Origin of the sequence: Nonomuraea sp. NPDC049419 (genome assembly GCF_040676995.1) — a bacterium.
Lineage (GTDB): Bacteria > Actinomycetota > Actinomycetes > Streptosporangiales > Streptosporangiaceae > Nonomuraea > Nonomuraea salmonea.
This window is the reverse complement of record NZ_JBFAQB010000015.1, coordinates 181,788-203,961: the sequence shown is the minus strand read 5'-3', so window position 1 is coordinate 203,961 and position 22,174 is coordinate 181,788. Positions and strand designations below refer to the sequence as shown.

19 protein-coding genes are annotated in these 22,174 nt (G+C 71.9%); 9 read left to right on the top strand and 10 right to left on the bottom strand.

Annotation, left to right across the window (positions count from 1 at the left end; translation table 11 throughout):
* Positions 1 to 283 precede the first annotated feature (283 nt).
* The 6 genes from AB0K12_RS34420 to AB0K12_RS34395 all read right to left on the bottom strand — a co-directional run bounded on the left by AB0K12_RS34420 (position 284) and on the right by AB0K12_RS34395 (position 6,684).
* Entirely contained in the window at positions 284 to 1,348 is a 1,065-nt protein-coding gene (locus AB0K12_RS34420; RefSeq protein WP_364570819.1) for a M24 family metallopeptidase, read from the bottom strand.
* Positions 1,349 to 1,422: 74 nt separating this feature from the next.
* Positions 1,423 to 2,325, bottom strand: coding sequence for an ABC transporter ATP-binding protein (locus tag AB0K12_RS34415; RefSeq protein WP_364570816.1), 903 nt, complete (start codon positions 2,323 to 2,325; stop codon positions 1,423 to 1,425).
* Positions 2,326 to 2,327: 2 nt separating this feature from the next.
* Positions 2,328 to 3,101: an ABC transporter ATP-binding protein gene (locus AB0K12_RS34410; protein WP_364570813.1), complete on the bottom strand. Its 774-nt coding sequence runs from the start codon at positions 3,099 to 3,101 to the stop codon at positions 2,328 to 2,330.
* Positions 3,098 to 3,976: an ABC transporter permease gene (locus tag AB0K12_RS34405; RefSeq protein ID WP_355423046.1), complete on the bottom strand. Its 879-nt coding sequence runs from the start codon at positions 3,974 to 3,976 to the stop codon at positions 3,098 to 3,100. The genes AB0K12_RS34410 and AB0K12_RS34405 overlap by 4 nt, the downstream gene beginning before the upstream one ends.
* Complete coding sequence (locus AB0K12_RS34400) at positions 3,973 to 5,088, bottom strand: ABC transporter permease (RefSeq protein WP_364570809.1); 1,116 nt, start codon at positions 5,086 to 5,088, stop codon at positions 3,973 to 3,975. The genes AB0K12_RS34405 and AB0K12_RS34400 overlap by 4 nt, the downstream gene beginning before the upstream one ends.
* 12 nt (positions 5,089 to 5,100) lie before the next feature.
* Entirely contained in the window at positions 5,101 to 6,684 is a 1,584-nt protein-coding gene (locus AB0K12_RS34395; protein ID WP_364570806.1) for an ABC transporter substrate-binding protein, read from the bottom strand.
* Between the two features lie 107 nt (positions 6,685 to 6,791).
* On the opposite strand from AB0K12_RS34395, the gene AB0K12_RS34390 reads away from it, so the two are divergent.
* On the top strand, positions 6,792 to 7,433 hold the full coding sequence (locus AB0K12_RS34390) for an Lrp/AsnC family transcriptional regulator (protein WP_364570803.1): 642 nt from the start codon (positions 6,792 to 6,794) through the stop codon (positions 7,431 to 7,433).
* A gap of 62 nt (positions 7,434 to 7,495) precedes the next feature.
* Here AB0K12_RS34390 and AB0K12_RS34385 read toward each other — a convergent pair whose 3' ends face one another.
* Positions 7,496 to 7,840: a hypothetical protein gene (locus AB0K12_RS34385; protein WP_364384831.1), complete on the bottom strand. Its 345-nt coding sequence runs from the start codon at positions 7,838 to 7,840 to the stop codon at positions 7,496 to 7,498.
* A 645-nt stretch (positions 7,841 to 8,485) separates the two neighbouring features.
* Here AB0K12_RS34385 and AB0K12_RS34380 point away from each other — a divergent pair.
* The 4 genes from AB0K12_RS34380 (at position 8,486) to AB0K12_RS34365 (ending at position 12,008) form a co-directional block, all read left to right on the top strand.
* A complete protein-coding gene (locus AB0K12_RS34380) occupies positions 8,486 to 9,250 on the top strand; it encodes a hypothetical protein (RefSeq protein WP_364570799.1) in 765 nt (254 codons plus the stop codon).
* Between the two features lie 2 nt (positions 9,251 to 9,252).
* Complete coding sequence (locus AB0K12_RS34375; protein WP_364570796.1) at positions 9,253 to 10,158, top strand: hypothetical protein; 906 nt, start codon at positions 9,253 to 9,255, stop codon at positions 10,156 to 10,158.
* A gap of 303 nt (positions 10,159 to 10,461) precedes the next feature.
* Positions 10,462 to 11,100 (top strand): DNA alkylation repair protein, encoded by a 639-nt coding sequence (locus AB0K12_RS34370; protein ID WP_364570882.1) that lies wholly within the window; start codon positions 10,462 to 10,464, stop codon positions 11,098 to 11,100.
* A gap of 131 nt (positions 11,101 to 11,231) precedes the next feature.
* Positions 11,232 to 12,008: an aminoglycoside phosphotransferase family protein gene (locus tag AB0K12_RS34365; protein ID WP_364570793.1), complete on the top strand. Its 777-nt coding sequence runs from the start codon at positions 11,232 to 11,234 to the stop codon at positions 12,006 to 12,008.
* Here the strand turns inward: AB0K12_RS34365 and AB0K12_RS34360 are convergent.
* The 3 genes from AB0K12_RS34360 to AB0K12_RS34350 are packed head-to-tail and all read right to left on the bottom strand — an operon-like array spanning position 11,986 to position 15,119.
* Complete coding sequence (locus AB0K12_RS34360) at positions 11,986 to 12,885, bottom strand: carbohydrate ABC transporter permease (protein ID WP_364570790.1); 900 nt, start codon at positions 12,883 to 12,885, stop codon at positions 11,986 to 11,988. The two genes, AB0K12_RS34365 and AB0K12_RS34360, sit on opposite strands and share 23 nt — an antisense overlap.
* 3 nt (positions 12,886 to 12,888) lie before the next feature.
* On the bottom strand, positions 12,889 to 13,788 hold the full coding sequence (locus AB0K12_RS34355) for a sugar ABC transporter permease (protein ID WP_355423005.1): 900 nt from the start codon (positions 13,786 to 13,788) through the stop codon (positions 12,889 to 12,891).
* An 8-nt stretch (positions 13,789 to 13,796) separates the two neighbouring features.
* Entirely contained in the window at positions 13,797 to 15,119 is a 1,323-nt protein-coding gene (locus tag AB0K12_RS34350) for an extracellular solute-binding protein (RefSeq protein ID WP_364384861.1), read from the bottom strand.
* Positions 15,120 to 15,530: 411 nt separating this feature from the next.
* On the opposite strand from AB0K12_RS34350, the gene AB0K12_RS34345 reads away from it, so the two are divergent.
* The 4 genes from AB0K12_RS34345 to AB0K12_RS34330 all read left to right on the top strand — a co-directional run bounded on the left by AB0K12_RS34345 (position 15,531) and on the right by AB0K12_RS34330 (position 22,022).
* A complete protein-coding gene (locus AB0K12_RS34345) occupies positions 15,531 to 17,987 on the top strand; it encodes a glycoside hydrolase family 3 N-terminal domain-containing protein (protein WP_364570786.1) in 2,457 nt (818 codons plus the stop codon).
* Positions 17,971 to 18,993, top strand: a complete 1,023-nt coding sequence (locus AB0K12_RS34340; RefSeq protein ID WP_364570783.1) for a substrate-binding domain-containing protein — start codon at positions 17,971 to 17,973, stop codon at positions 18,991 to 18,993. Before AB0K12_RS34345 ends, AB0K12_RS34340 begins: the two co-directional genes overlap by 17 nt.
* 371 nt (positions 18,994 to 19,364) lie before the next feature.
* Positions 19,365 to 20,519 carry an FAD-dependent oxidoreductase gene (locus AB0K12_RS34335; protein ID WP_364570780.1) on the top strand — a complete coding sequence of 385 codons (1,155 nt, stop codon included), beginning with the start codon at positions 19,365 to 19,367 and terminating at the stop codon, positions 20,517 to 20,519.
* A gap of 111 nt (positions 20,520 to 20,630) precedes the next feature.
* On the top strand, positions 20,631 to 22,022 hold the full coding sequence (locus tag AB0K12_RS34330; RefSeq protein WP_364570777.1) for a DJ-1/PfpI family protein: 1,392 nt from the start codon (positions 20,631 to 20,633) through the stop codon (positions 22,020 to 22,022).
* The last annotated feature ends 152 nt before the right edge of the window (positions 22,023 to 22,174 follow it).

Sequence of the window (22,174 nt, the reverse complement as noted above, 5' to 3'; positions counted from 1 at the left end):
GACTCCACCCTTTCGGGTGTTCGCGCCCTTCGGAGGCTCTCCCGTGGGACGGGCTCGCGTCCTTCGGGGGTGGGGTGGAGGCTCCACCCTTTCGGGTGTTCGCGCCCTTCGGAGGCTCTCCCGTGGGACGGGCTCGCGTCCTTCGGGGGTGGGGTGGAGGCTCCACCCTTTCGGGTGCTTGCGTCCTTCGGAGCTACCCCGCCTCACGGGCTTGTGTCCTTCGGGGGCGGGATGGGGAACCGCCACCCTCTCGGGCTTGCGTTCTCTGGGTTGGGGAGGGGGGTCAACGGTCGAGGATGTGGAGGGTGTGGGGGAGGGAGCCCAGGGGGAGGGCGCCTGACTCCGTGCAGGCGATGACGTCGGCCAGACGGGCGCCGAACAGGTCCGGTACGTGGATCGCCGGCTCCAGGCAGAACGTCATGCCCGCGGACAGGACGGTGTCCTCGCCGGGACGGGGGCCCTCGTCGGGGCCGAGGCCGATGCCGTGGGCGACGTGCGGGGAGGCGTAGCGGCCGTAGCCGCTGCCGTCGATCACCTCCGTGACCGCCCTGGCCACCTCCGACATCGGGACGCCGGGACGGACGGCGGCCAGCCCCGCCCGGTACGCCGCCGGCACCACCGAGTACATCGCGTCGAAGTCCTCCGGCGGCTCGGCCACCACGAACACCCGGGCCGCCTCCGCGCAGTAACCGCCCCACCGCCCGCACACCGACACGGTCACCGCGTCCCCGGGGTTGACGACCCGGTCGCCGGGCACGTGCGAGGGCCTGGCCGTGTGCTCACCCGCCGCTACCCGCAGCGCCGCCACGTCCTCGCACCCCGACTCGACCAGCAGCAGCCCCAGCCGCCTGGCCATCTCCCGCTCGGTCGCCCCGAACCAGGACAGCTCCCGCGCCCCCGCCAGCACGCCCTCCGCCGCAGAAACGGCCCGCCTGATGGCGGCCACCTCGCCCGGCTCCTTGCACAGCCGCAGCGGCGCGAGCACCGTCGAGGCCGGTACGAACTCCGCCTCGATCGCCAGCCCGAACAGCTCCCGCACCCGCATCTCGGCGTCCACCCCGACCCGCCGCGCCTCTGAGGGCACCACCGAGGCGGGGTCGTCCGTCTCGGCCACCACCTCGGCCGTCACCACGAGGAACGCCCCCTCACCGCCCCCCAGGAACCGGTAATCGGGCGAGGGTCGCAGAACCAGCGCATCCACCCCATCCGCCACCATCCGCTCCCGCACCGCGACCACCCGCGAGGCCACCAGTCCCGCCATCGGCCCCGCCATCGGCCCCGCCATCGGCCCCGCCATCGGCCCGGTCGCGGGGCCGTCCCCCGGTCCAGCCAGCCAGGGCCCGCCCACCGCCGCCGCACCCTCCGGCCCGGGACGCTCATCCGGCGTGAGGTCCGCGCCGAAGGGATCAGGGGGTGGCGGGGTCACTGGGGCTCGTGGAGCCAGCAGGCGACCGGCCCGAAGGCCGGCTCCTTCTCGCGGCACACGTCCATCACCGAGGGGCAGCGCGGGTTGAAGCGGCAGCCCGACGGCGGAAAGGCCGGGTCAGGGACGTCGCCGGGCAGCTCGGCGGGCAGGACGCCGAGGCCGTCCGGCTTGGGGATGGCGCCCAGCAGCGCCTCCGTGTACGGATGCCGCGGCCGCGCCCACACCTCGGCCGTGTCGCCCACCTCGACGATCTTGCCGAGGTACATGACCGCGATCCGGTCCGCGATCAGCCGCACCACCGACAGGTCGTGGCTGATGAACAGCAGCCCGGCTCCCGACGACACGGCGAGGTCGCGCATGAGCCGAGCCACCTGCGCCTGCGCGGAGGCGTCCAGCGCGGAGATCGGCTCGTCGCCGATGAGCAGCCGGGGCCGCGCGGCCAAAGCCCTGGCGATGGCGATGCGCTGCCGCTGCCCGCCGGAGAACTCGTGCGGATGCCGCCCGGCGAAGTCACGCGGCAGCCCGACGCGTTCGAGCAGGTCGGCGGGCGTCGTGGAGGTGTCCCCTGAGGTGCGCAGCCCGTCGGCGATCTGGTCGCCCACCCGGCGCCGGGGGTTCAGAGACGCGTACGGATCCTGGAACACCATCTGGATGCCGGTCAGCTTCCTGCGCCGCAGCCCGAGCGGCGTCACCGGCTCGCCCTCGAACGCGATGGACCCGGCCGTCACCGGGTTCAGCCCGCAGACCGCGCGGGCGAGCGTCGACTTGCCGCAGCCGGACTCGCCGACGAGCCCGACCACCTCGCCGGGCCGCACCTCCAGGCTGGCTCCCGCGACGGCCCGTACCACGGGACGCCCGGGCGAGCGGTGCTCCACCACCAGGTCGTCGATGGTCAGCATGCTCAGCGCACCTCCGTGTCGGGCAGCGAGTCCAGCAGCGAGCGCGTGTAGGCGTGCTCGGGCTCGCGCAGCACGCGCCCGCGCGGGCCCGACTCCACCACCAGGCCGTCCTTCATCACGCTCACCTCGTCGGCCACCGCCGACATGACGCCGAGGTCGTGCGTCACCAGCAGCACGGCGAGCCCCAGCTCGTCGCAGAGCCCGCGCAGCAGCCGCAGCACGCCGGCCTGCACGGTGACGTCCAGCGCCGTGGTCGGCTCGTCGGCGATCAGCACCTTGGGGGAGCAGGCCAGCGCGATGGCGATCGCGATGCGCTGCCGCATCCCGCCGGAGAACTGGTGCGGGAAGCGCCCGTACGCCTCGGCGGGGCCGGGGATGCGGACCTTGCCGAGCAGCTCGACCGCCCGCTCCTTCGCCTCGGCCTTGCCCAGCCGCAGGTGGTGCCGCATGTGCTCGGTGAGCTGCGTGCCGATGGTCAGCATCGGGTGCAGGCTGGTCGCCGGGTCCTGGAACACCATGGCGACCTCGCCGCCGCGCACCTTGTTCAGCTCCTTGGGCGGCAGCCGCAGCAGGTCGCGCTCGCCGAGCGTGATGGACCCCGACGCCTTGGCGCCGTGCGGCAGCAGGCCGAGCACGGCGAGCCCGGTCATCGTCTTGCCCGAGCCGCTCTCGCCGGCCAGCCCGTGCACCTTCCCGGCCTCCAGCCGCAGGTCCACGCCGCGCAGGACGTCCTTGCCGCCGATCGTCACCTTCAGGTCCGCGATGTCCAGCGTCACAGGGCACGCTCCTTGATCGCGCGGGCCGTGCGGGGGTCGAGGGCGTCGCGCAGCGTGTCACCGAGGAAGTTGAACGCCAGCACCACGGTCAGGATCGCCAGGCCGGGGAACGTCGCCACCCACCAGCTGTCGAACACCTCCACGCCCGACGCCACCATCGCCCCCCACTCGGGCGACGGCGGCTTGGCGCCCAGGCCGAGGAACGACAGGCCCGAGAGCAGCAGCAGCGCCGTGCCGATGTCGAGGGTGGCGAGCACCAGGACGGGGCCGGTCACGTTCGGCAGCACGTCCACCCGCAGCGAACGCCACACCGAGAAGCCCAGCAGCCGCCCGCTCAGCACGAACTCCCGCTCCCGCACGCCCAGCACCAGCCCGCGCGTCACCCGCGCGTACGCCGGCCAGGCCACGACCAGCACGGCCAGCACCGCGTTCGTCAGGCTCGCGCCCAGCGCCGCGGCCACCACCATGGCCAGGATCACCGTCGGGAACGCGAACACCAGGTCCGCCACCCGCATGATCGTCTCGTCCACCCAGCGGCCGAAGTAGCCGGCGCACGCGCCCAGCAGCCCGCCGATCAGCACCGACAGCACCACCAGCAGCAGCGTCAGCGGGATCGACACGCGCGCCCCGTACATGACCCGGCTCAGGATGTCGCGGCCGAGCTGGTCGGTGCCGAACCAGTGGCCGGGCCCGGGGGCGGCCAGCCGCGGCAGCTCCTGGGCCAGCGGGTCGTGCGGCGCCAGCGCGGGCGCCGCCAGCGCGATCACCAGCCAGGCCACCGCCAGCACCGCGCCGACCACGGCCAGCGGCTGCCGCCACGCCTCGGGCAGCCGCCGCAGCAGCCCCCTGCGGGCCAGGGGGTCCCGCCGTCTCATTGCAGCCTCACTCGCGGATCGATGACGCCGTACAGGACGTCCACGATCAGGTTGATGACCAGGTACACCACGCCGACGACCAGGCCGACGCCCATCACGGCGGGCAGGTCGAGGGTGGTGGCGCTCTTGTAGGCGTACTGGCCGACGCCCGGCCAGGCGAAGATGGCCTCCACCAGCACCGTGCCGGACAGCAGGCTGCCGAACGCCAGGCCCGCGACCGTGATGACGGGCACGAGGGCGGAGCGCAGCACGTAACGGAACAGGATCGTCCGCCCGGGCAGGCCCTTCGCCCTGGCCGCGCGCACGTAGTCCTGGCCCAGCACCTCCAGCACCGCCGAGCGGGTGAAGCGGGTCAGCAGCCCGATCGTGTAGAGCGCCAGCACCAGCGCCGGCGTGACCAGGTGGCCGACGGCGGAGGTGAAGATGTCCCAGCGGCCGGCCAGCAGCGCGTCCACCGTCTGCAGGCCCGTCACCGGCGGCGCCGAGCCGAGCGCGGCGTCCACGCGGCCGCTGCCCGGCGTGATCTGCAGCCGGTAGAAGAAGACGTAGAACGCCACCAGCGCCAGCCAGAACGTCGGCACCGAGATGCCGATCAGGCTCAGCACCCGCAGCGCGTGGTCCGACAGCCGGTCCCTGCGCAGCGCCGCCACCACCCCGAACGCCACGCCCAGCACCAGCGAGACCAGGATCGCCGCGCCGGCCAGCTCCAGCGTCGCCGGCACGAACTCGGCCAGGTCCTGCGCCACCGGGCGGTGGCTCTGCTGGCTCGTGCCCAGGTCGCCCTGGACCAGGCCCTGCAGGTGGATCAGGTACTGCTGCCACAGCGGCTTGTCCAGCCCGTGCTCGGCCCGCCACTGCGCCACGATGGCGGGGTCGCCGAGCGCGCGCTGGCCGAGGTTCGCGGCCACGGGGTCGCCGGGGACGAGGTTCGTCAGCACGAACGTCACCAGCGTGATGCCCCACGCCATGAGCACGGCCAGCAGCACGCGCCGCACGAGGAACCGCGCCAGCGGATGCCCGCCGCGCCGCCGGCTGGGCCGCCGTGCCGCGCCCGCACTCTGCTCAGCGGGGGCGGCGGGCGGGCCCGCCGCCGGTTCCTGGGTCTCCGACACCTGGGACGTCCCCTACTTCACGCCGAGGTCGGCGACGTCCACCGTCCACACCGGGTGGTATTCGAGCCCGGTCACCGACGCGGCCGTCACGATGTTCTGGCTCGGCTGGATCAGCGGCACGAACGGGCCCGAGGCGTTCAGCTTCGTCTGGACGTCCACGTAGGCGGCCTTGCGGGCGTCGTCGCCGATGGCCGCGGCGGCCTGCTCACCGGCGGACTCCAGCTCCTTCGACGCCCCCTCCTTCCAGCCGGCCCGCAGCCCCACGGTCTTGCCGGGCAGGAACGCCAGGTAGTCGCTGGGGTCGGGGTAGTCGGGGCCCCAGTACCACAGCCCCATCTCCTCCTTGCCGTTGCGGTAGTTGTCCAGCGCCGTCGTGACCGGCGCGGGCTGCAGGTCGACCGTGATGCCGACCTCCTTGAGGTTGGCCTGGATGCGCTCGGCCAGCGGCTGGAACGACAGGCCGTTCACGGTCAGCTCGCTCGGGTACTCCAGCTTCACGGTCGGGTTCGACAGCCCGCTCTCGGCCAGCGCCGCCTTGGCGCCCTCGACGTCCCGCTTGGCGCCCTGGTCGGGCGGCAGCGCGCCGAGCAGCTGCGACGGGATGATGCCCGGCGCCTGCGTCGAGCCCTCGCCGGCCAGCTCAAGCAGGCCCGCGTAGTCCACGCCCTTGCGCACGGCCTCGACGAACTTCGGGTTCGTGGTGGTCTTGCTGACCGCGGAGTCCTGGTTGGCGAGCAGGAAGAGCACGTTCGCCGAGGGCGTCTTCTTCACCTGCAGCGTCGGCGGCATGCCGGTGACCTGGTCGCCCGACAGGTTGAGCGCCACCTGGCTGTCGCCGCGCTGCACGTTCAGCTTCTGGGTGGCGGCCTCGACGTTGCGGATGACGACCTTGTCGTAGGCGGGCTTCGTGCCGTGGTACTTGGGGTTCGCCTTCAGCGTGACCTGGCTGCTGACGTTGAACGACTCGATCACGTACGGGCCCGACCCGGCCGACGTCGAGTTGAGGTACTGCTCGGCCTTGTCCTGCGGGTCCGTGGTCGCGCCGTGCTCCTTGGCGACCTTGCTGTTGATGATCCCGAGCGCCGGGTTCGGCAGGATGTACGGCAGCGCCGGGTTCGGCGTCTTCGACGTCAGCGTGATCGTCGAGTCGCCCTCCTTGGCCACCTCGACGCCGTCCAGCAGGAACGACGGCGTACCCTTCATGTCACGCACCCGCGTGAGCGAGAACACCACGTCGTCGGCCGTCAGCGGAGACCCGTCGGCGAACGTGGCCCCCTGCTTCAGCTTGAGCGTCAGCGTCTTGCCGTCCTCCGACAGCTCGTACGACTCGGCCAGCGCCGGCACCGGCTTGGTCACGTCGGCCCCGTCGAACGTCAGCAGCGTCTCATAGATCGCCTTGCCCACGATGAGCCCCGTCGGCTCGTACGTGCGGCCGGGGTCAGCGGTCTTCAGGTCGAAGGAGGTGTCGATGACGAGGGTCTTGCCCCCGGCGGCACCCGATGCTCCGGAGGTGGGAGTGGTGCCGCCGCTTCCGCAGGCGGCGAGGGCGAGTGCACCGGCGAGCAGCACAGCCGCCGTCTGCGAGCGGGTCGCCATGTAGGTCCTCCAAGGTTGGACGTTCGGCAGAAGGATGTCGAGGATTGTGCGGCAGAACGTCCAGGCTCCGTGCGGTCGGCGAGACGGATATAAAGAGCGGTGAGGTAATGATGAGTGAAATTTCCAGAAATGGTGCCACGGGTGGCGGTCAGCCTGGACGGATCGGAATCGGGCTCGAGCTGGACGAGATCCACATGAAGATCCTCGAGGTGCTCAGGGAGAACGGCCGCATCTCCGTCGCCGCCCTCGCGGAACGCGTCGGCATCTCCCGCGCCAACGCCTACACCCGCTTCGAGGCGCTGCGCGCCGACGGCGCCATCAAGCGCTTCACCGCCGAGATCGACCACGTCAGGACCGGGCTCGGCATCACCGCGCTCATCTTCGTCACCGTACGGCAGCAGATGTGGAAGCAGTTCAGGGCCGAGCTGGCGCGGATGCCGGAGGTCGAGTACTGCGCGATCACCACCGGGCAGCACGACGCGATGATCCAGGTGCGGGTCTCCGACGTGGCCGCCGTGCACACCATGGTGACCGACCGGCTCGCCAACATCCCGGCCGTCAAGGCCACCGAGACGGTGTTCATCCTGGACGAGGTGCTCAAGCGGCCGTACGTGCTGCCCAGAGACCGCGACCAGGCCGCCCGCGCCCAGCGCCGCCCCACCCCGGAGGCCCAGGGCGACGTGCCTCTGGGCAAGATGCGCTTCGTCGGAGCGGCGGAGGGCCGCGCCGCCCTCCGCAAGGACGCCTGACCTCGCGCGCTCGCCGGGGTGAGCCGCCCCTTTCGGGGAGGCCACCCCCGGCTTCTGGGCGGTCAGGGGAGTTCGGCGCAGACGCTGACGTGCGGGGTGTCGTCGCCCTCGAAGCTGAACTCCTCCACCAGCCGCAGCCGCCCGTCGTCGCCGGTCTCGATGCGGCTGGTGCTCTTCCCCGCCGCCTTGCCGCCGGCCACCAGGGCGTGCACGTAGGAGATCGTCACCTCGGCGCCGTCGCGCGTCCCCACGAAGCGGCCCTGGGTCACGGTGTCGCCGGTGTAGCTGCCCCACACGAGCCCGTCGTCCTCCCAGTACTCGAACCGTGTGGGACCATCGGGGTTGACCTTGCTCGCCGTCGAGCTGACCATGACGAATTTACGACCGTTGAGATTCACGCGGTCCATGGTCCCGACAATCCCGAAATCTCATCATTCGGCTGGACATCTTGTGAGACATCACGTCAACTTCCCGGCAATCCGTCCAGTCCGCCACCGCCTCTCCACCGCGCCGCCACACGGCTAGTCCACCCGCCTTCAGCCGGTGGCGCACCACGGAAGGCGGTACGCGGCGCCCACGCCTTCGGAGTCCCTTCGGGCGGTGGAGTGTCATGGGAGGCGGTGTGGGTCCGGGGCGGTGGCGGCATGGCTACGTGCGGCGACCGCTCTGGCGTGACCGCGGGGACCCGGCGCCGGTTCGGCGAGGGCCGGCGCTGCGACGTGGCAGCTGCTCCACGGGGTCCTGCGAGCACCATCCCCTGCGCCGGCGAGGACACCGGCCGTCCCTCCGCGAACGGCCTGGACGTCCTCACCCGCGCCCCTCCCACCGGGGGACGCTCACATATTGCGATTTTTCGTACGATTGCGCCTCAGGGGCCGGCCCAGGGATTACCCCGGGGTAGGGCCCCGGGTCCTTTAACGTAGTGATCTTCGCGGCGGCTCGCCGGAGGTATGGGCTTGCCCGGGACTTTACCTTTGAGCGCCTGACGCCATCATTGCACTGTGTGATAGTAATGTGACACTGCGTATCCGAAAGAGGTCCGGGAGATCTTCATGGCGTACACGCTCTCGATCTTGGCGGCGGTGGGCGCGGTGGCGCTCGCCGCGCTGGTGTTCAGACGGGTCAAGAGAGCAGGCGAGGATCGTGATCCGAGCGGCCCGTCCGCCGCGCACGCCGGGGCGATGCTGTCGGCGATGTTCCTGCTCGTGTTCGCCATAGCGATCATCGTCCCCTGGACGACGGCCGACGCCGCGAGGCTCAACACCCACGCCGAGAGCCAGGCCGCCGTCGACGCCTACTGGGCCGCCGCCGAGCTGCCCGGCAGCGCGTCCGAAGAGGTGCGCAGGTCGTTGCGGGAATATGTGGCGTTCGTGGTCAGGGACGAGTGGCCGCTGATGAGGGAGGGCCGCATGCACCCCGTCGGGGCCGAGCGCATGGACGACCTCCGCGCCCGCGTCACCGCGCTGCCGGCGGCCAACGACGACGAGGAGGACGCCAAGGCGCAGGTGCTCGAACACCTCCGCGCCATCTCCACCGCCCGCGCCCAGCGCACCGCCGACGCCGCCGCCCGGCCCCCGGACGGCCTGCTCTTCCTGACCATCCTCACCGGGGTGCTGGTCGTGATCTTCCCGTTCCTCGCCGGTGCCAGGCCGCGCGGGCTCGCGATCCTGCCGCTGGTGGCGACCGCCGGGCTCATCGGGTTCGGCACCTACCTGACGTGGGACATCTCCCGCGCCTTCGACGGACCCCTGGCCGTGGGGCCGGAGGCGTTCAGGGGAGCCCTGGATGAGTTCGCCCGGATCACCGGAAAGGTGTGACCGTGGGAGCAAGGCGCGGCCCGCTCCTGCTGGCCACCGCGCTGATCACCGCCACGTTCACCGGCCCCGCCACCACCGACCTCAACGCTCCTCCGCAACGTGGCGCGCCGACCGCAGCCGACCGAGCCGCCCACCAGGCGCACGCTCCGGCCACAGCACCGCTCCCGCCCAAAGCGCAGCGCCTGTCGCGCTACGTGCCGGCGCGGCACGCGCCCGCTGCGTCGCACGTGCCGATGGCGGCGGCGCGGGGCGTGGCGGGGCCGGAGCGCGTACAGCCCGGTGGTGGGCGGGAAGGGGTGGTGCGGGTGGCCTCGCGGCGGGTGCGGATGGCGGCTCGTGTGACGGAGCCGGGGCGGGTGCCGCCGCCTCGTAAGCCGGTTCGGCCGGTCGTCAAGCAGCGGCCGGTGCCCAAGCCGCGTGCGGTGCCCAAGCCGCAGCCTGTGCCCAAAGTGTCCGTGCGGCCGCCCGCGCCGCCCAAGCGGGTCAGAGTCGGGCGGGACGTGCGGGTGCCGCGGGTGTGGGTGCAGAGTTCGCCGCGGCCCAGGGTGTCGATCGCGATGCCGGACGCGAAGCGGCATGCCGCGCCCAAGGTGACGGTGCCTCAGGTGACCGTCTATCCGGACGGGCTGTGTGCGGGGGACGTTCAGCTCGGGGAGTGCCCGCGCGGGCGGCCCCGGCAGGTGCAGCGGGGCGTGCCGCCGCTCGTACCGGCTGAGGTGGTCCTGCCGCCCACGCCGACGCTCACGCCCACTCCCACGCCGTCCCCGACGCCGTCCTCGCGGTCACGCGTCATCCGCGCCGAGCCGGCGGAGCGGCGGCGCAACCCGTTGAGCAGCGTCCTGCTCACCGTCGTCCTGGTGACGGCGATCACCTCGACCACCGCCGTCGCCTTCCGCGCCCGCCGCTGACCGCGCCCACACCGCGCACAGCGCGACGGCGGGCGTGGAGTCGACGTCGGAGGGCACCCGCACCTTGACGACCTGCCGCCGCACGTGCACTTGGAACCAGGTGAACCGGTGCGTGATCATGATGATCAGCTGGTACGCCTGCGGAATCTGCGCAGCATGTCTCTCCTTCCGTGCCAGTCCATATGAGACCGCGACAAGCTGGGAATAGTGTGTGAGCTCCCGCTTACGCTGAAGTCCGACAGGGAGGTGGACGTGGCCGAGACGGCGACGACCGGGACACTGGCCGACGAGCTGGCAGAGGTGATGGCCGAGCTGGCCGCCCTCGCGGACCCGAAGATCCGCGAGGTGAACGAGCGGCACGGCGACGACCACGCCGTGAACCTGGGCAAGCTGCGTGCCATCGCCAAGCGGCTCAAGACGCGGCAGGACCTCGCCCGCGCACTGTGGGAGACGGGTGACAGCGCGGCGCGGCTGCTGGCGCTGCTGGTCTGCCGGCCGAAGGCGCTCGAGGCGGACGAGCTGGACCGCATGCTGCGGGAGGCCCGCACGCCCAAGGTGCAGGACTGGCTGGTCAACTACGTGGTGAAGAAGAGCCCGCACGCCGAAGGGCTGCGGGTGGCGTGGTTCGCCGACCACGACCCGGTGGTGGCGAGCGCGGGCTGGGCGCTGACCACCGAACGGGTGTCCAGGAAACCTGAGGGCCTCGACCTGGCGGGGCTGCTGGACGTCATCGAGGCGGAGATGAAGGACGCCCATGAGCGCCTCCAGTGGGCGATGAACCACTGCCTGGCCCAGATCGGCATCGACCACCCTGAGCACCGCGCCCGCGCCGTCGCCATCGGGGAGCGCCTGGAGGTGCTGAAGGACTACCCGACCTCGCCGGGCTGCACGTCCCCTTACGCGCCCGTCTGGATCGAGGAGATGGTGCGCCGCTCGGGCTGACCCGGCGGCCCTCCACGGGCAGCAGGACGCGGAACGCGGTGCGGTGGCCCGGCGCGCTGCGCGCCTCGATGCGGCCGTCGTGCGCATAAAACAAGTGGTGCGGTCCGCGGCATGACCGGTAGAAGGGAGGGGTGGCGGACGAGGAGATCTTGACAGGCGGGGGCGTCAACCACGTGGTGAAGGTGGCCGACACCGTACGCCGCCCCACCGGCCCGTGGACCCCGGCCGTGCACGCGCTGCTGCGCCACCTCGCCGGCCGCGGCTTCACCGGCGCGCCCAGAGCCCACGGCGTGGACGAGCAGGGGCGCGAGGTGCTCGGCTTCGTGCCGGGGGAGACGGCCGACCATCCGCTGCCGGGCTGGGCGCGTACGGACGAGGCGCTGACCGGCGCGGCCCGGCTGCTGCGCCGCTACCACGACGCCACCGCCGGCTTCGTGCCGCCGCCCGGCGCCACCTGGTACCTCCCGCCGGTCGAGCCGGCCGAGGTGATCTGCCACGGCGACGTGGCCACGTACAACTGTGTGTTCAGGGACGGCGCGCCGGTCGCGTTCATCGACTTCGACACCGCGCACCCGGGGCCGCGCCTGTGGGACGTCGCCTACGCCGCCTACCGGTTCGTGCCGCTGAACGACCCGCGGCACACCGAAGGGCTGCCGGTGGCGGAGCAGGCGCGGCGGCTCGCGCTGTTCGCGGCCGCGTACGGGCTCGGCGGCGACGACCTCGCGGCGCTGCCCGGCACGGCGGTGACCAGGCTGGAGCACCTGGTGCGGTTCATGCGGGAGCGGGCCGCCGCGGGCGACGCGGCCTTCGCCGGTCACGTCGCCCGCGGGGACGACCGCTGCTACGAGACGGACATGGCGCACCTGAGACGGCACGCCGGCCGGCTCACTTGCCGAACCCCGCGGTGAGACCGGCAAGGAGCTGGCGGCGGCCCACCACGTACAGCACCAGGATGGGCAGCGTGGTGAGCACGACGGAGGCGAGCACCGCGGGCACGTTGATGCTGTACTGGCCCTGGAACGACCAGAGCGCCAGCGGCAGCGTGCGCTTGTCGGGGCTCTGGGTGAGCACCAGAGGCAGCAGGAAGCCGTTCCAGATCTGCAGCGCGTTGTAGATCGTCACCGTCACCACGGCGGGGCGGGTGAGCGGGAACGCCAGTTTCCAGAGCATCTCGGTCTCGGAGGCGCCGTCGATCCGCATGGAGTCGAACAGCTCCTTGGGCACGTCCCTGATGAAGTTCGACAGGACGAGCACCGACAGCGGGATCGCGAACGCGATCGACGGCAGGATCAGCGCCATCAGCGAGTCGTACAGACCGAGCTGGATGATGATCAGGTAGATCGGGATCACCACGGCCTGCAGCGGGATCGCGAGACCCATCAGGAACAGCGAGTTCGTCCAGCGCAGCGACCTGCTTCTGCCGCCGCGCACGATCGCGTACGCCGCCATGAAGCTGACCAGCACGGCCGGCACCACGGCGCCGAGGGTCGCGATCACGCTGTTGACGAAGTACTGGATGAAGTCGGACTCGATGACCAGGCGGTAGTTCGCCAGCGTCGGCTCTCCCGGCGGGGCGAACGGGTTCTCCTGGTAGTAGTTCGACTGCGACTTGAAGCTGGTGATGACGATCCAGTAGATCGGCACGGCGACGATGACCAGCCAGATGACGCTGGTCACGCCGGCCATCCAGTTGGGGCGCTCCTGGCTGCGGCCGACCTTGCGGCGGTGCGAAGGGCCGGCGGAGATGGTGTCGCGCTGGGGAGCCCTGGTGGGGGCGGTCGTCATGCGTCAGGCCCCTTCAAGCTGGCTGTGGCTTTGGTCTCGGCCGCCGAGCCGGCGCAGGAGCAGCGACAGGCCGAGGCCGACGAGGACGAGGATGACCGCGATCACGCTGGCCGGACCCATGAGGTTGGCCTGGAAACCGCGCTTGTACATGTCGAGCGCGAGCACCCGGGTGGCGTCGCCGGGGCCGCCCGCCGTCAGCACGAAGATCAGGTCGAACAGGGTCAGCGACCCGACGACCATCAGCGTGGACGACGTGATGATCGTGTACTTGAGCTGCGGCAGCGTGATGCTGAAGAACCTGCGCACCCGGCCCGCGCCGTCGAGCTCGGCGGCCTCGTACATCGAGCGCGGGATCTGCCGGATGCCGCCCTGGTAGATCAGCGAGTGGAACGGGATGTACTGCCACGACACCACGAAGATCACCACGCCGAAGGCGAGCACCGGCTCGCCCAGCCAGTCCTGGACCAGGAACGGGATGTTGAGCCCGGCGCCGAGACCGAAGTTCGGGTCGAGCAGCGCCTTGTAGGTGATCGCCAGCGCGGCGGAGCTGAGCAGCAGCGGGATGAAGAACACCACCGACAGGACCGCGCGGTACTTCTGCTGCCCGGCCAGGAAGGCCCCCATCAGGATGCTCGCGGGCGTCTGCACCGCCCACGAGACGGCCATGACGAGGAAGGTGATCCACAGCGCGTGCGGCAGGCCGGGATCGGCGAGGATGGCGCTCCAGTTGCTGAACCCGGCGATACCGATCTCTCCGAGCCCGTCCCACTGCGCGAAGCTGAGGGCGAGCACCCCTACCAGCGGGATGAGGGCGAAACCGACGAAGAACACCAGCGCCGGAATGGTCATCCATTTGATGGAGCCGCCACGGCCCGCCCTGCGGGCGGGCCTGGCGGTGGTCATGACGGCGCTCACTTGCCGATGACCGCGTTCATGTTCGTGGCGAACTCCTCAGGCGAGATGGACAGCTGGAACAGCTTGGCGATGTTGTCCAGCAGCACCTCGGCGGCCGTCGGGCTGAGCGCCTGGTCCCAGGACTGACCGAAGGTCTTGGCGTTCACCGCGATGTTGTAGACGAAGCCGAGGAAGTCCTTGTCCTCGGAGTTGGCGAACTCCTTGTCCGCGCCCTTGATGATCGGCACGGCGCCCGTGCCGACCCACTCCTTGACCGCGGTGTCGTCGATCAGCGCGCCGGCGAAGAACTTCTTGGCGATCTCCTTCTGCTCGGGCGTGGCCTTGGAGGAGATGGAGATGTACTGGCCGGGGTTGCCCACGGTGTTGCCGGGGTCGCCCTTGCCGCCGTCGACCGGCGGGAAGTTCATGTAGCCCAGGTTGCCGCCGGAGACGAAGTCGCCGCCGTCGGCCTTCATGCTGCCGTACGTCCAGCCGCCGTGCAGCATCATGGCGGCCTTGCCGGTGTAGAGCAGGGCCTGGTCGGCGTTGGAGTCGGCGGTGATGGAGGAGAAGCCCTTGACGAAGCCGTCGGCCTTGATCAGCTTCTGCATCTCGCCCAGCGCCTGGATCGCGACCGGGTTGGACCAGGCGTCCTTCTCGCCGTCGAACACGGCCTGGAAGACCTCGGGGCCGCCGATGCGGTCGAAGAGGAACTCCAGCCACATCATGTTCGTCCAGCGCGACTGGCCGCCCAGCGAGAACGGCGCGATGCCCTTGGCGTTGAACTTGGGCACCAGGTCGAGGATGTCGCCCCACGTCTGGGGCGGCTGAGCGCCGATCTTGTCGAAGGCCCGCTTGTCGTAGTAGAGGACGATCGGCTGCAGGGTCTCGCACGGCATCGCGTAGATCTTGCCGTCGATGGTCGCGGCGCCGAAGGAGGACGGGAACAGCTTGTCCTTGACGGCCGGGTTCTGCTCGAACCAGTCGGTCAGGTCGTCCACCTGGCCGGCCTGCACGTAGCTGCGCAGGGTGCCGCCACCCCAGCCCCAGATGAGCGTGGGGGCCTGGCCGGCGCCGATGGCCGTCTTGATTTTGGTCTTGAAGGCGTCGTTCTGGAACGTCGTGCCGGTGATCGTCCCGTTGGCGTTGGCCTTGTTGTGCCGTTCGATCGTCCTGGTGCGCACGCCCTCCTGGGGCTGCGTCGACAGGTACCAGTACGTGGCGCTGTTGGCGCCGCCGCCACCGGCGGTCGCGCCGGCGCCGGGGTCGCCACCGGCGCCCGTCTGGGTGGGTCCTGTGCCGCCGCAGGCGGCAAGTGCGGCTCCTAGGGGGACTCCCATGGAGACGAGGCTGAGAAAGTTGCGGCGAGAGGTAGTCCTGGACTCCACGCTGATCTCCGTACGTGAGTGCCGCGGGCTGGGGGTCGCGGCTCGTTGATCATCGGATGCGATGGCCGGCGGTCGTGGATTGGCACCCTAGTGCCACTCTTCCACTCCTCCTAGTGTCAGCTCATCGAAACATTTTCGACATGACCGCGGGGGTCGCCAATCTAGGTTTCGGGAATAGTGGTGTCAAGAGGTTGTCGATCAGACAAACATCTGGCGTTCTGATGAGGCGCGTGTAAGGTACTACCGCGCGTGCTCTTAGCTGGAGGTCTGGGACAGCGACGGTCGCGCGCCGAGGTCGGCACCGCTGGCGAAACGTCTTCGAAAAGTTACGAAAAGACCGCACCTCTTTAAGGAGCGCAGTACATGACGGCTCTAGATCGGACCCCCACGGCGAACCGGGCGCTGCGCCCGTGGCAGGACCCGGCGCTCGCCGTGGCCGACCGAGTCGAAGCCCTCCTTGCCGAGCTGACCCTGGAGGAGAAGATAGGCCAGCTCGGCAGCAGGTGGGTCGGCAACGACATGAGCCAGGCCGAGGAGCCGGAGCCGGGCGCGGAGCCGCTCAACGTGGCCCCCATGCAGGACGTCTTCGCCGCCTCCGGCACCATCCCGCTGGAGGAGGCCGCCCGGCACGGGCTCGGCCACCTGACCCGCGTCCACGGCAGCGTCCCCGTCACGCCGGAAGAAGGCGCGGCCGAGGTCGTCCGCCAGCAGCGCATCGTGATCGAACGCTCCCGGCTCGGCATCCCCGCCATCGTCCACGAGGAGTGCCTGACCGGCTTCACCGCCTACGGCGCCACCGTCTACCCGGCCGCCATCGCCTGGGCCGCCACGTTCGACCCCGGCCTGGTCGAGCGCATGGCCGCCGCCATCGGCCGCGACATGCGGGCCGTCGGCGTGCACCAGGGGCTCTCGCCGGTGCTCGACGTCGTGCGCGACTACCGGTGGGGGCGGGTCGAGGAGACCATGGGCGAGGACCCGTACCTGGTCGCGACGCTCGGCGCCGCCTACGTACGCGGGCTGGAGAACGCCGGGATCATCGCCACCCTCAAACACTTCGCCGGCTACTCCGCCTCCCGCGCCGCGCGCAACCACGGGCCCGTGCCGATGGGCAGGCGCGAGCTGCTCGACATGATCCTGCCCACCTTCGAGACCGCCATCGCGCTCGGCGGCGCCCGCTCGGTGATGAACTCCTACTCCGACGTCGACGGCGTCCCCGCCGGCGCCGACCCGTGGCTGCTCACCGAGGTGCTGCGCGACGACTGGGGCTTCACCGGCACCGTCGTCTCCGACTACTGGGCGGTTCCGTTCCTGACCACCATGCACCGCGTCGCCGCCGACACCGGCGAGGCCGGCGTGCAGGCGCTCACCGCCGGCATCGACGTCGAGCTGCCCGACACCCTCGGCTTCGGCCAGGACCTCGCCGACCGGGTACGCCGCGGCGAGCTGGACGAGGAGCTCATCGACCGGGCCGTGCGCCGCCTGCTCACCCAGAAGGTCGAGCTCGGGCTGCTCGACCCCGGGTGGACGCCCGAGCAGTCCGTCGCCGGCGCCGCGGACGTCGACCTCGACTCGCCCGCCAACCGCGCACTCGCCAGAGAGCTGGCCGAGCGCTCGATCATCCTGCTCGACGCCGGCACCGCGCTGCCGCTGCTCGGCAGCGGCCCCGACGGCCGCACCGCGCCGCGCCGCGTCGCCGTCGTCGGGCCCGCCGCCCACGACCCCCGCACGTTCATGGGCTGCTACGCCTTCCCCAACCATGTGCTGCCCCGCCACCCCGGACTCGGCCTCGGCATCGAGGCGCCCAGCGTGCTCGACGCGCTCACCGCCGAGCTGCCCGGCGCCGAGCTGCGCTACGAGAAGGGCTGCGAGGTGCGCGGCGACGACCGCTCCGGCTTCGCCGCCGCCGTCGAGGCCGCCCGCGACGCCGACGTGTGCGTGGCCGTGGTCGGCGACCTGGCCGGGCTGTTCGGGCAGGGCACCTCCGGCGAGGGCTGCGACGCCGAGGACCTGCGGCTGCCCGGCGTGCAGGCCGACCTGCTCGCCGAGCTGGCCGCCACCGGCACGCCCGTGGTCGTCGTCGTGGTCTCGGGCCGGCCGTACGCGCTGGGCGAGATCCGCGACGGCGCCGCCGCGCTCGTCCAGGCGTTCATGCCCGGCGAGGAGGGCGGCGCCGCCATCGCCGGCGTGCTGTCAGGCCGCGTCCAGCCCACCGGGCGGCTGCCCGTGCAGATCCCGCGCGCGCCGGGCGGCCAGCCCGGCACCTACCTGCAGCCGCCGCTCGGCACCGACAGCCACGGCATCAGCAACCTCGACCCCACCCCGCTGTTCCCCTTCGGCCACGGCGCCTCCTACACCACCTTCGAGGTGTCGGGCCTGCGGCTCAGCGCCACCGAGGTGCCCACCGACGGCGAGTTCACCGCCACCGTCACCGTGCGCAACACCGGGGGGCGGGCCGGCGAGGAGGTCGTCCAGCTCTACCTCAACGACCTCGTCGCCCAGGTCACCAGACCCGTCCTGCAGCTCACCGGCTACGCCAGAGTTCCGCTCGAACCTGGCGAAAGCGCCGACGTCACCTTCCGCATACACGCCGACCGCACCGCCTTCACCGGGCGCGACCTGCGCCGCGTCGTCGAACCAGGCGACATCGAGGTGCTGGCCGGCACGTCGGCCGCCGACCTGCCGTGCCGCGCCGTCGTACGATTGACAGGCCGGGCCCGCCACGTCGGCCACGACCGCCGGCTCGTCACACCCGCGGAGGTGAGCGCCGGCGCGGCCGCCGGGCAGTCTCGGCAAGGGGGTGCAGATGCCGCCCAGTCCTAGACGTGCCACGCTCGCGACGGTCGCGGCGTCCGCAGGGGTGTCGGTCGCGACCGTCTCCAAGGTGCTCAACGGCCGCAGCGACGTCTCGCCGGCCACCCGCTCGCTCGTGCAGTCGCTGCTGCAGCAGCACGACTACGTCGCCCCGGCGCCGCGCCGCGAGCAGGCCGGGCTCGGCACCGTCGAGGTGCAGTTCGACACCGACCTCAACGCCTACTCCACGGAGATCATCCAGGGCGCCGTCGAGGCAGGGGCCGAGGCAGGGGTCGGCATCGTGGTCAGCATCAGGAGCGGCCAGGCCCGCACCACCGCCTGGGCGCGCGGCCTCGTCGCCGCGGGGCGGCGCGCGCTGATCGCCGTCACCAGCGAGCTGACCGCCGGGCAGCCCGCCGCGCTCAACCGGGCGCGGCTGCCGCTCGTCCTCATCGACCCGCTCAACCTGCCGCGCACCCGGGTGACCAGCATCGGCTCCACCAACTTCGCCGGCGGGCTGGCCGCCACCCAGCACCTGCTCTCGCTCGGCCACCGGCGCATCGCCTACGTCGGCGGGCCAGCCACCGCCGCGTGCAACCAGGCGCGGCTGCACGGTTACCGGGCCGCCATGGAGGCCGAGGGTGCGCCCGTGCTGCCCGGCTACGTGCGCTCCAGCCACTTCCACTACCGGGACGGCGTCGAGGGCGGAGCCGCCGTGCTCGACCTGCCCCACGCGCCGACCGCCATCTTCGCCGGCAGCGACGAGATGGCCGTCGGCATCATGGAGGCGGCGCGGGAGCGCGGGCTACGCATCCCGGAGGATCTGAGCATCGTCGGCTTCGACGACACCCAGATCGCCAAGGTCACCTCGCCCCCGCTGACCACCATCCGGCAGCCGCTCCGCGAGATGGGCCAGGCGGCTCTCCGCACGGCCCTGCGGCTGGCGGAAGGCGAACGTGTGGACTCCCACCACGTGGAGCTGGCCACCGAGCTCGTGGTCCGCGGCTCCACCGCCCCCGTCCCCCACCGCCCCTGACCCACCGCCTCACCTCTCCCCGTCCTTTGCCGGGGAGGGGTGAGGCGGTAGTTGTTCGTCTCGGATCCCCTTCCCGGCTTTGGTGGAGGAGACGGGGTGATGGATCTTCGTCTCGGTATTCGGCGAGGGAGGCGTGCGGCGGTGGATGTCTGCCTCGATCGCCCCTGCTTTCGTGACAGGGCCACCTCTGACTCTTCTGGCGAAAAGTTTCGATCCTTCGGGGCTTCTTCTCACGCCGCCCTGGCTCGTCTGACCTGGTGGCTCTTGCCCTGGCCACGCCGTTCGGGGGTTCGCGGCCGGGCCACGCCTGGCGAAAGCGTTTCGGGTTTTCGGGGGCGGTGGGAAGAGGGGCGGGGTGAGGGTGGTTGAGGGTGAGCGTGGAGGAGAGTGCGGTCGTCGTCATCGGGGCCGGGCAGGCCGGCCTGTCCAGTGCGTACTTTCTGCGGCGGTTCGGGGTCGAGGCCGTCGTGCTCGACGCGGAGGACGGGCCCGGCGGGGCGTGGCGGCACCGGTCACCCTCGCTGACGATGGACAAGGTGCACGGCATCTTCGATCTGCCGGGCCACCCCAAGCCCGCGGACGGCGGCGGGGTGCGGCCCGCCGCCGAGGTCGTGCCCGCGTACTTCGACGCCTACGAGCGGGCGGCCGGGCTGCACGTCGTGCGGCCTGTGCGGGTCACGTCCGTGCGCGAGGGCGCCAGGGGGCGGTTGCTCGTCGCGACGGACGCGGGGGAGTGGTCCGCCGCCGCGCTGGTCAACGCGACCGGTACGTGGACCCGTCCCTACTGGCCGTACTACCCGGGGGCCGCCACGTTCGCCGGCCGCCAGCTGCACTACGCCGACTATCGGGGGCCGGCGGAGTTCGCGGGACGGCGGCGGGTGGTCGTGGTGGGCGGCGGGACGTCGGCGGCGCACGTCCTGTCGGAGATCGCGGGGGTGGCCGCCGCGACCGCGTGGGTGACGCGGCGGCCACCTGTCTTCCGTGACGACGACTTCGGCGAGGACGCCAGGCGCGAGGCCGTCGCCATGGTGGAGGACCGCGTACGCGCCGGGCTGCCGCCGCAGAGCGTCGTCGCCGTGACCGGGCTCACCTACAGCGCGGTCGTCCGCGAGGCGCTGGCCAAGGGGGCTCTGCGCCGGCGCCCGATGTTCCGCCGCATCACCGAGACCGGCGTGGAGTGGGACGACGGCGCGTTCCTGGCCTGCGACACCATCGTCTGGGCCACCGGATTCCGCTCGGCGCTCGACCACCTCGCACCCCTGCGCCTGCGGGAGCCGGGCGGCGGCATCCGCGTCGACGGCACCCGGGTCGTCCGCGACCCCAGGGTGCAGCTGGTCGGCTACGGCCCCTCGGCCAGCACGATCGGCGCCAACCGCGCGGGCCGCATGGCCGCCCGCGAAGTCCACCGCCTCCTCACCGCCACCCCCGCACCTCCGGCCGCCGCGCCCGCGGCGGCTACCTTCGCGCATCCACCCGCCACCCCCGCAGCTCCGGCGCCCGCCTCCTCCGCGCTTCCGGCTGCCTGAGGCCGTACCAGCGGAAACGTCCGCCGGATGTCCGGTTCACGTCCTTGTCCCCAAGGCGCTGGTCGAACACCATCCCGGTGAGGCACATATGCGCCGGGAGGAGGGGCGATCATGCGTGGGGATGCGCCGAGGGACACGCGCGGCGGGCGGCGCGACGAGAGCGTACGTAGGCGGCGGTTCACCGTCCGGGGCAGGTGGGTCAGAACGGCGGCCGTCGTCATGGTCGCGCTGCTGGTGCCGGCCGGGGTGTCGGCGGCCAGCACGATCGGCAGGTTCGGCGACATCTACCGGGCACGCCCCGACGCCGTCTCCGCCGAGCCCGCCGCCAAGCCCCACGACCCGGCCAAGCCCACCGTCGCCTTCCTCACCGGCGGCAAGGGCACCAACGCCGCCGACCTCCTGGGCCCGTACGAGGTGCTGGCGAGCACCGGCCGCTTCAACACCTACGTCGTCTCCGCGGGCCCCCGGCTGATCAACCTGACCGGCGGGCTGGACCTCGTCCCCGATCTGACGTTCGAGGAGTTACGGCAGCTCCTCACCGGGCGCGGCGACACTCTCGATGCCGTGCTCGTCCCCGCCATGGAGAAGCCGGAGCCCGCCGAGCTCGCCGCCATCAACGCCTGGCTCAGGCGGCAGTCGGCGGCCGGCGCGCTGACCGTCAGCGTCTGCAACGGCGCCCGCGCGCTGGCCCGCAGCGGCCTGCTGGACGGCCGGCCCGCCACCTCGCACTGGCTGCGCATGCGCGGCCTGCGCGCGGACTTCCCGGCGGTGAAGTGGCAGAGCGGCCTGCGGTACGTGGACGACGGCGACGTGATCACCGCGGCGGGCGTGCTGTCGGCCATCGACGGCGCCCTGCGCATCGTCGAACGCCTGGCCGGCACGGACACGGCCCGCCAGGCGGCCGACGCCGTGCACTGGCGGCACTACTCGCCGGGAGCGTCCGCGCGCATGCCCGTCCAGGGGCTGGAGCCGGCGGACCTGGTGGCCCCGCTCAACTCCTCCTACCAGACCCGCCCGTCGGCCATCGGCGTCCAGCTCGTCGAGGGCGCCGGGGAGCTGGAGCTGGCGTCGGTGTTCAACTCCTACACCGAGCAGTCCGTGGTCGGGCACACGATCGCGGTCGGCGACGGCCCCATCCGCTCCGAGCACGGCCTGACCTTCGTCCCCCGCAAGACCCTCGCCGCCGCGTCCGGCGACCTCGACCGGCTCCTCGTCCCGGGCCACGAAGCGGCCCGCACCCAGGCGGCGGGCACGGGAAGGCCGGAGTACGTCCACACGACCGACGAGTTCGCCTTCGACGCGGTGATCCGCGACATCGCCCGCACCTACGACGTGCCGACCGCCCGCTTCGCCGCCAAGACGCTCGAATACCCGGTGATGGACGTCGAGCTGCGCGGCGGCGCCTGGCCGTGGCGCGAGACGCTGGTCTTGGCCCTCCTCATCCTGCTGGGCGTGGCCCTCGCTCTGGGCGCGGGCGCGGTGGCCCGCCGCCTGCGCGCCTGAGGCATCCTCATGTGCTCCTGCGCGACGCCGCCGAGGGGTCCGTGGGCTACTACGCGGCATAGTGTCCATACCGATCCGATCACTGTGGTGAAGGGGGTCGACACATCCGGTGACATCAGGTTAGCGTCCCGCTATAAGGATCTTTATCCGGT

Bases quoted from the DNA above. Each gene is read 5' to 3' on its own strand.
- AB0K12_RS34330 (WP_364570777.1), top strand. From the start codon at position 20,631: ATGCGTGGGGATGCGCCGAGGGACACGCGCGGCGGGCGGCGCGACGAG.
- AB0K12_RS34355 (WP_355423005.1), bottom strand. From the start codon at position 13,788: ATGACCACCGCCAGGCCCGCCCGCAGGGCGGGCCGTGGCGGCTCCATC.
- AB0K12_RS34385 (WP_364384831.1), bottom strand. From the start codon at position 7,840: ATGGACCGCGTGAATCTCAACGGTCGTAAATTCGTCATGGTCAGCTCG.
- AB0K12_RS34350 (WP_364384861.1), bottom strand. From the start codon at position 15,119: ATGGGAGTCCCCCTAGGAGCCGCACTTGCCGCCTGCGGCGGCACAGGA.
- AB0K12_RS34370 (WP_364570882.1), top strand. From the start codon at position 10,462: ATGGCCGAGCTGGCCGCCCTCGCGGACCCGAAGATCCGCGAGGTGAAC.
- AB0K12_RS34360 (WP_364570790.1), bottom strand. From the start codon at position 12,885: ATGACGACCGCCCCCACCAGGGCTCCCCAGCGCGACACCATCTCCGCC.
- AB0K12_RS34395 (WP_364570806.1), bottom strand. From the start codon at position 6,684: ATGGCGACCCGCTCGCAGACGGCGGCTGTGCTGCTCGCCGGTGCACTC.
- AB0K12_RS34340 (WP_364570783.1), top strand. From the start codon at position 17,971: ATGCCGCCCAGTCCTAGACGTGCCACGCTCGCGACGGTCGCGGCGTCC.
- AB0K12_RS34415 (WP_364570816.1), bottom strand. From the start codon at position 2,325: ATGCTGACCATCGACGACCTGGTGGTGGAGCACCGCTCGCCCGGGCGT.
- AB0K12_RS34345 (WP_364570786.1), top strand. From the start codon at position 15,531: ATGACGGCTCTAGATCGGACCCCCACGGCGAACCGGGCGCTGCGCCCG.
- AB0K12_RS34380 (WP_364570799.1), top strand. From the start codon at position 8,486: ATGGCGTACACGCTCTCGATCTTGGCGGCGGTGGGCGCGGTGGCGCTC.
- AB0K12_RS34405 (WP_355423046.1), bottom strand. From the start codon at position 3,976: ATGAGACGGCGGGACCCCCTGGCCCGCAGGGGGCTGCTGCGGCGGCTG.
- AB0K12_RS34390 (WP_364570803.1), top strand. From the start codon at position 6,792: ATGATGAGTGAAATTTCCAGAAATGGTGCCACGGGTGGCGGTCAGCCT.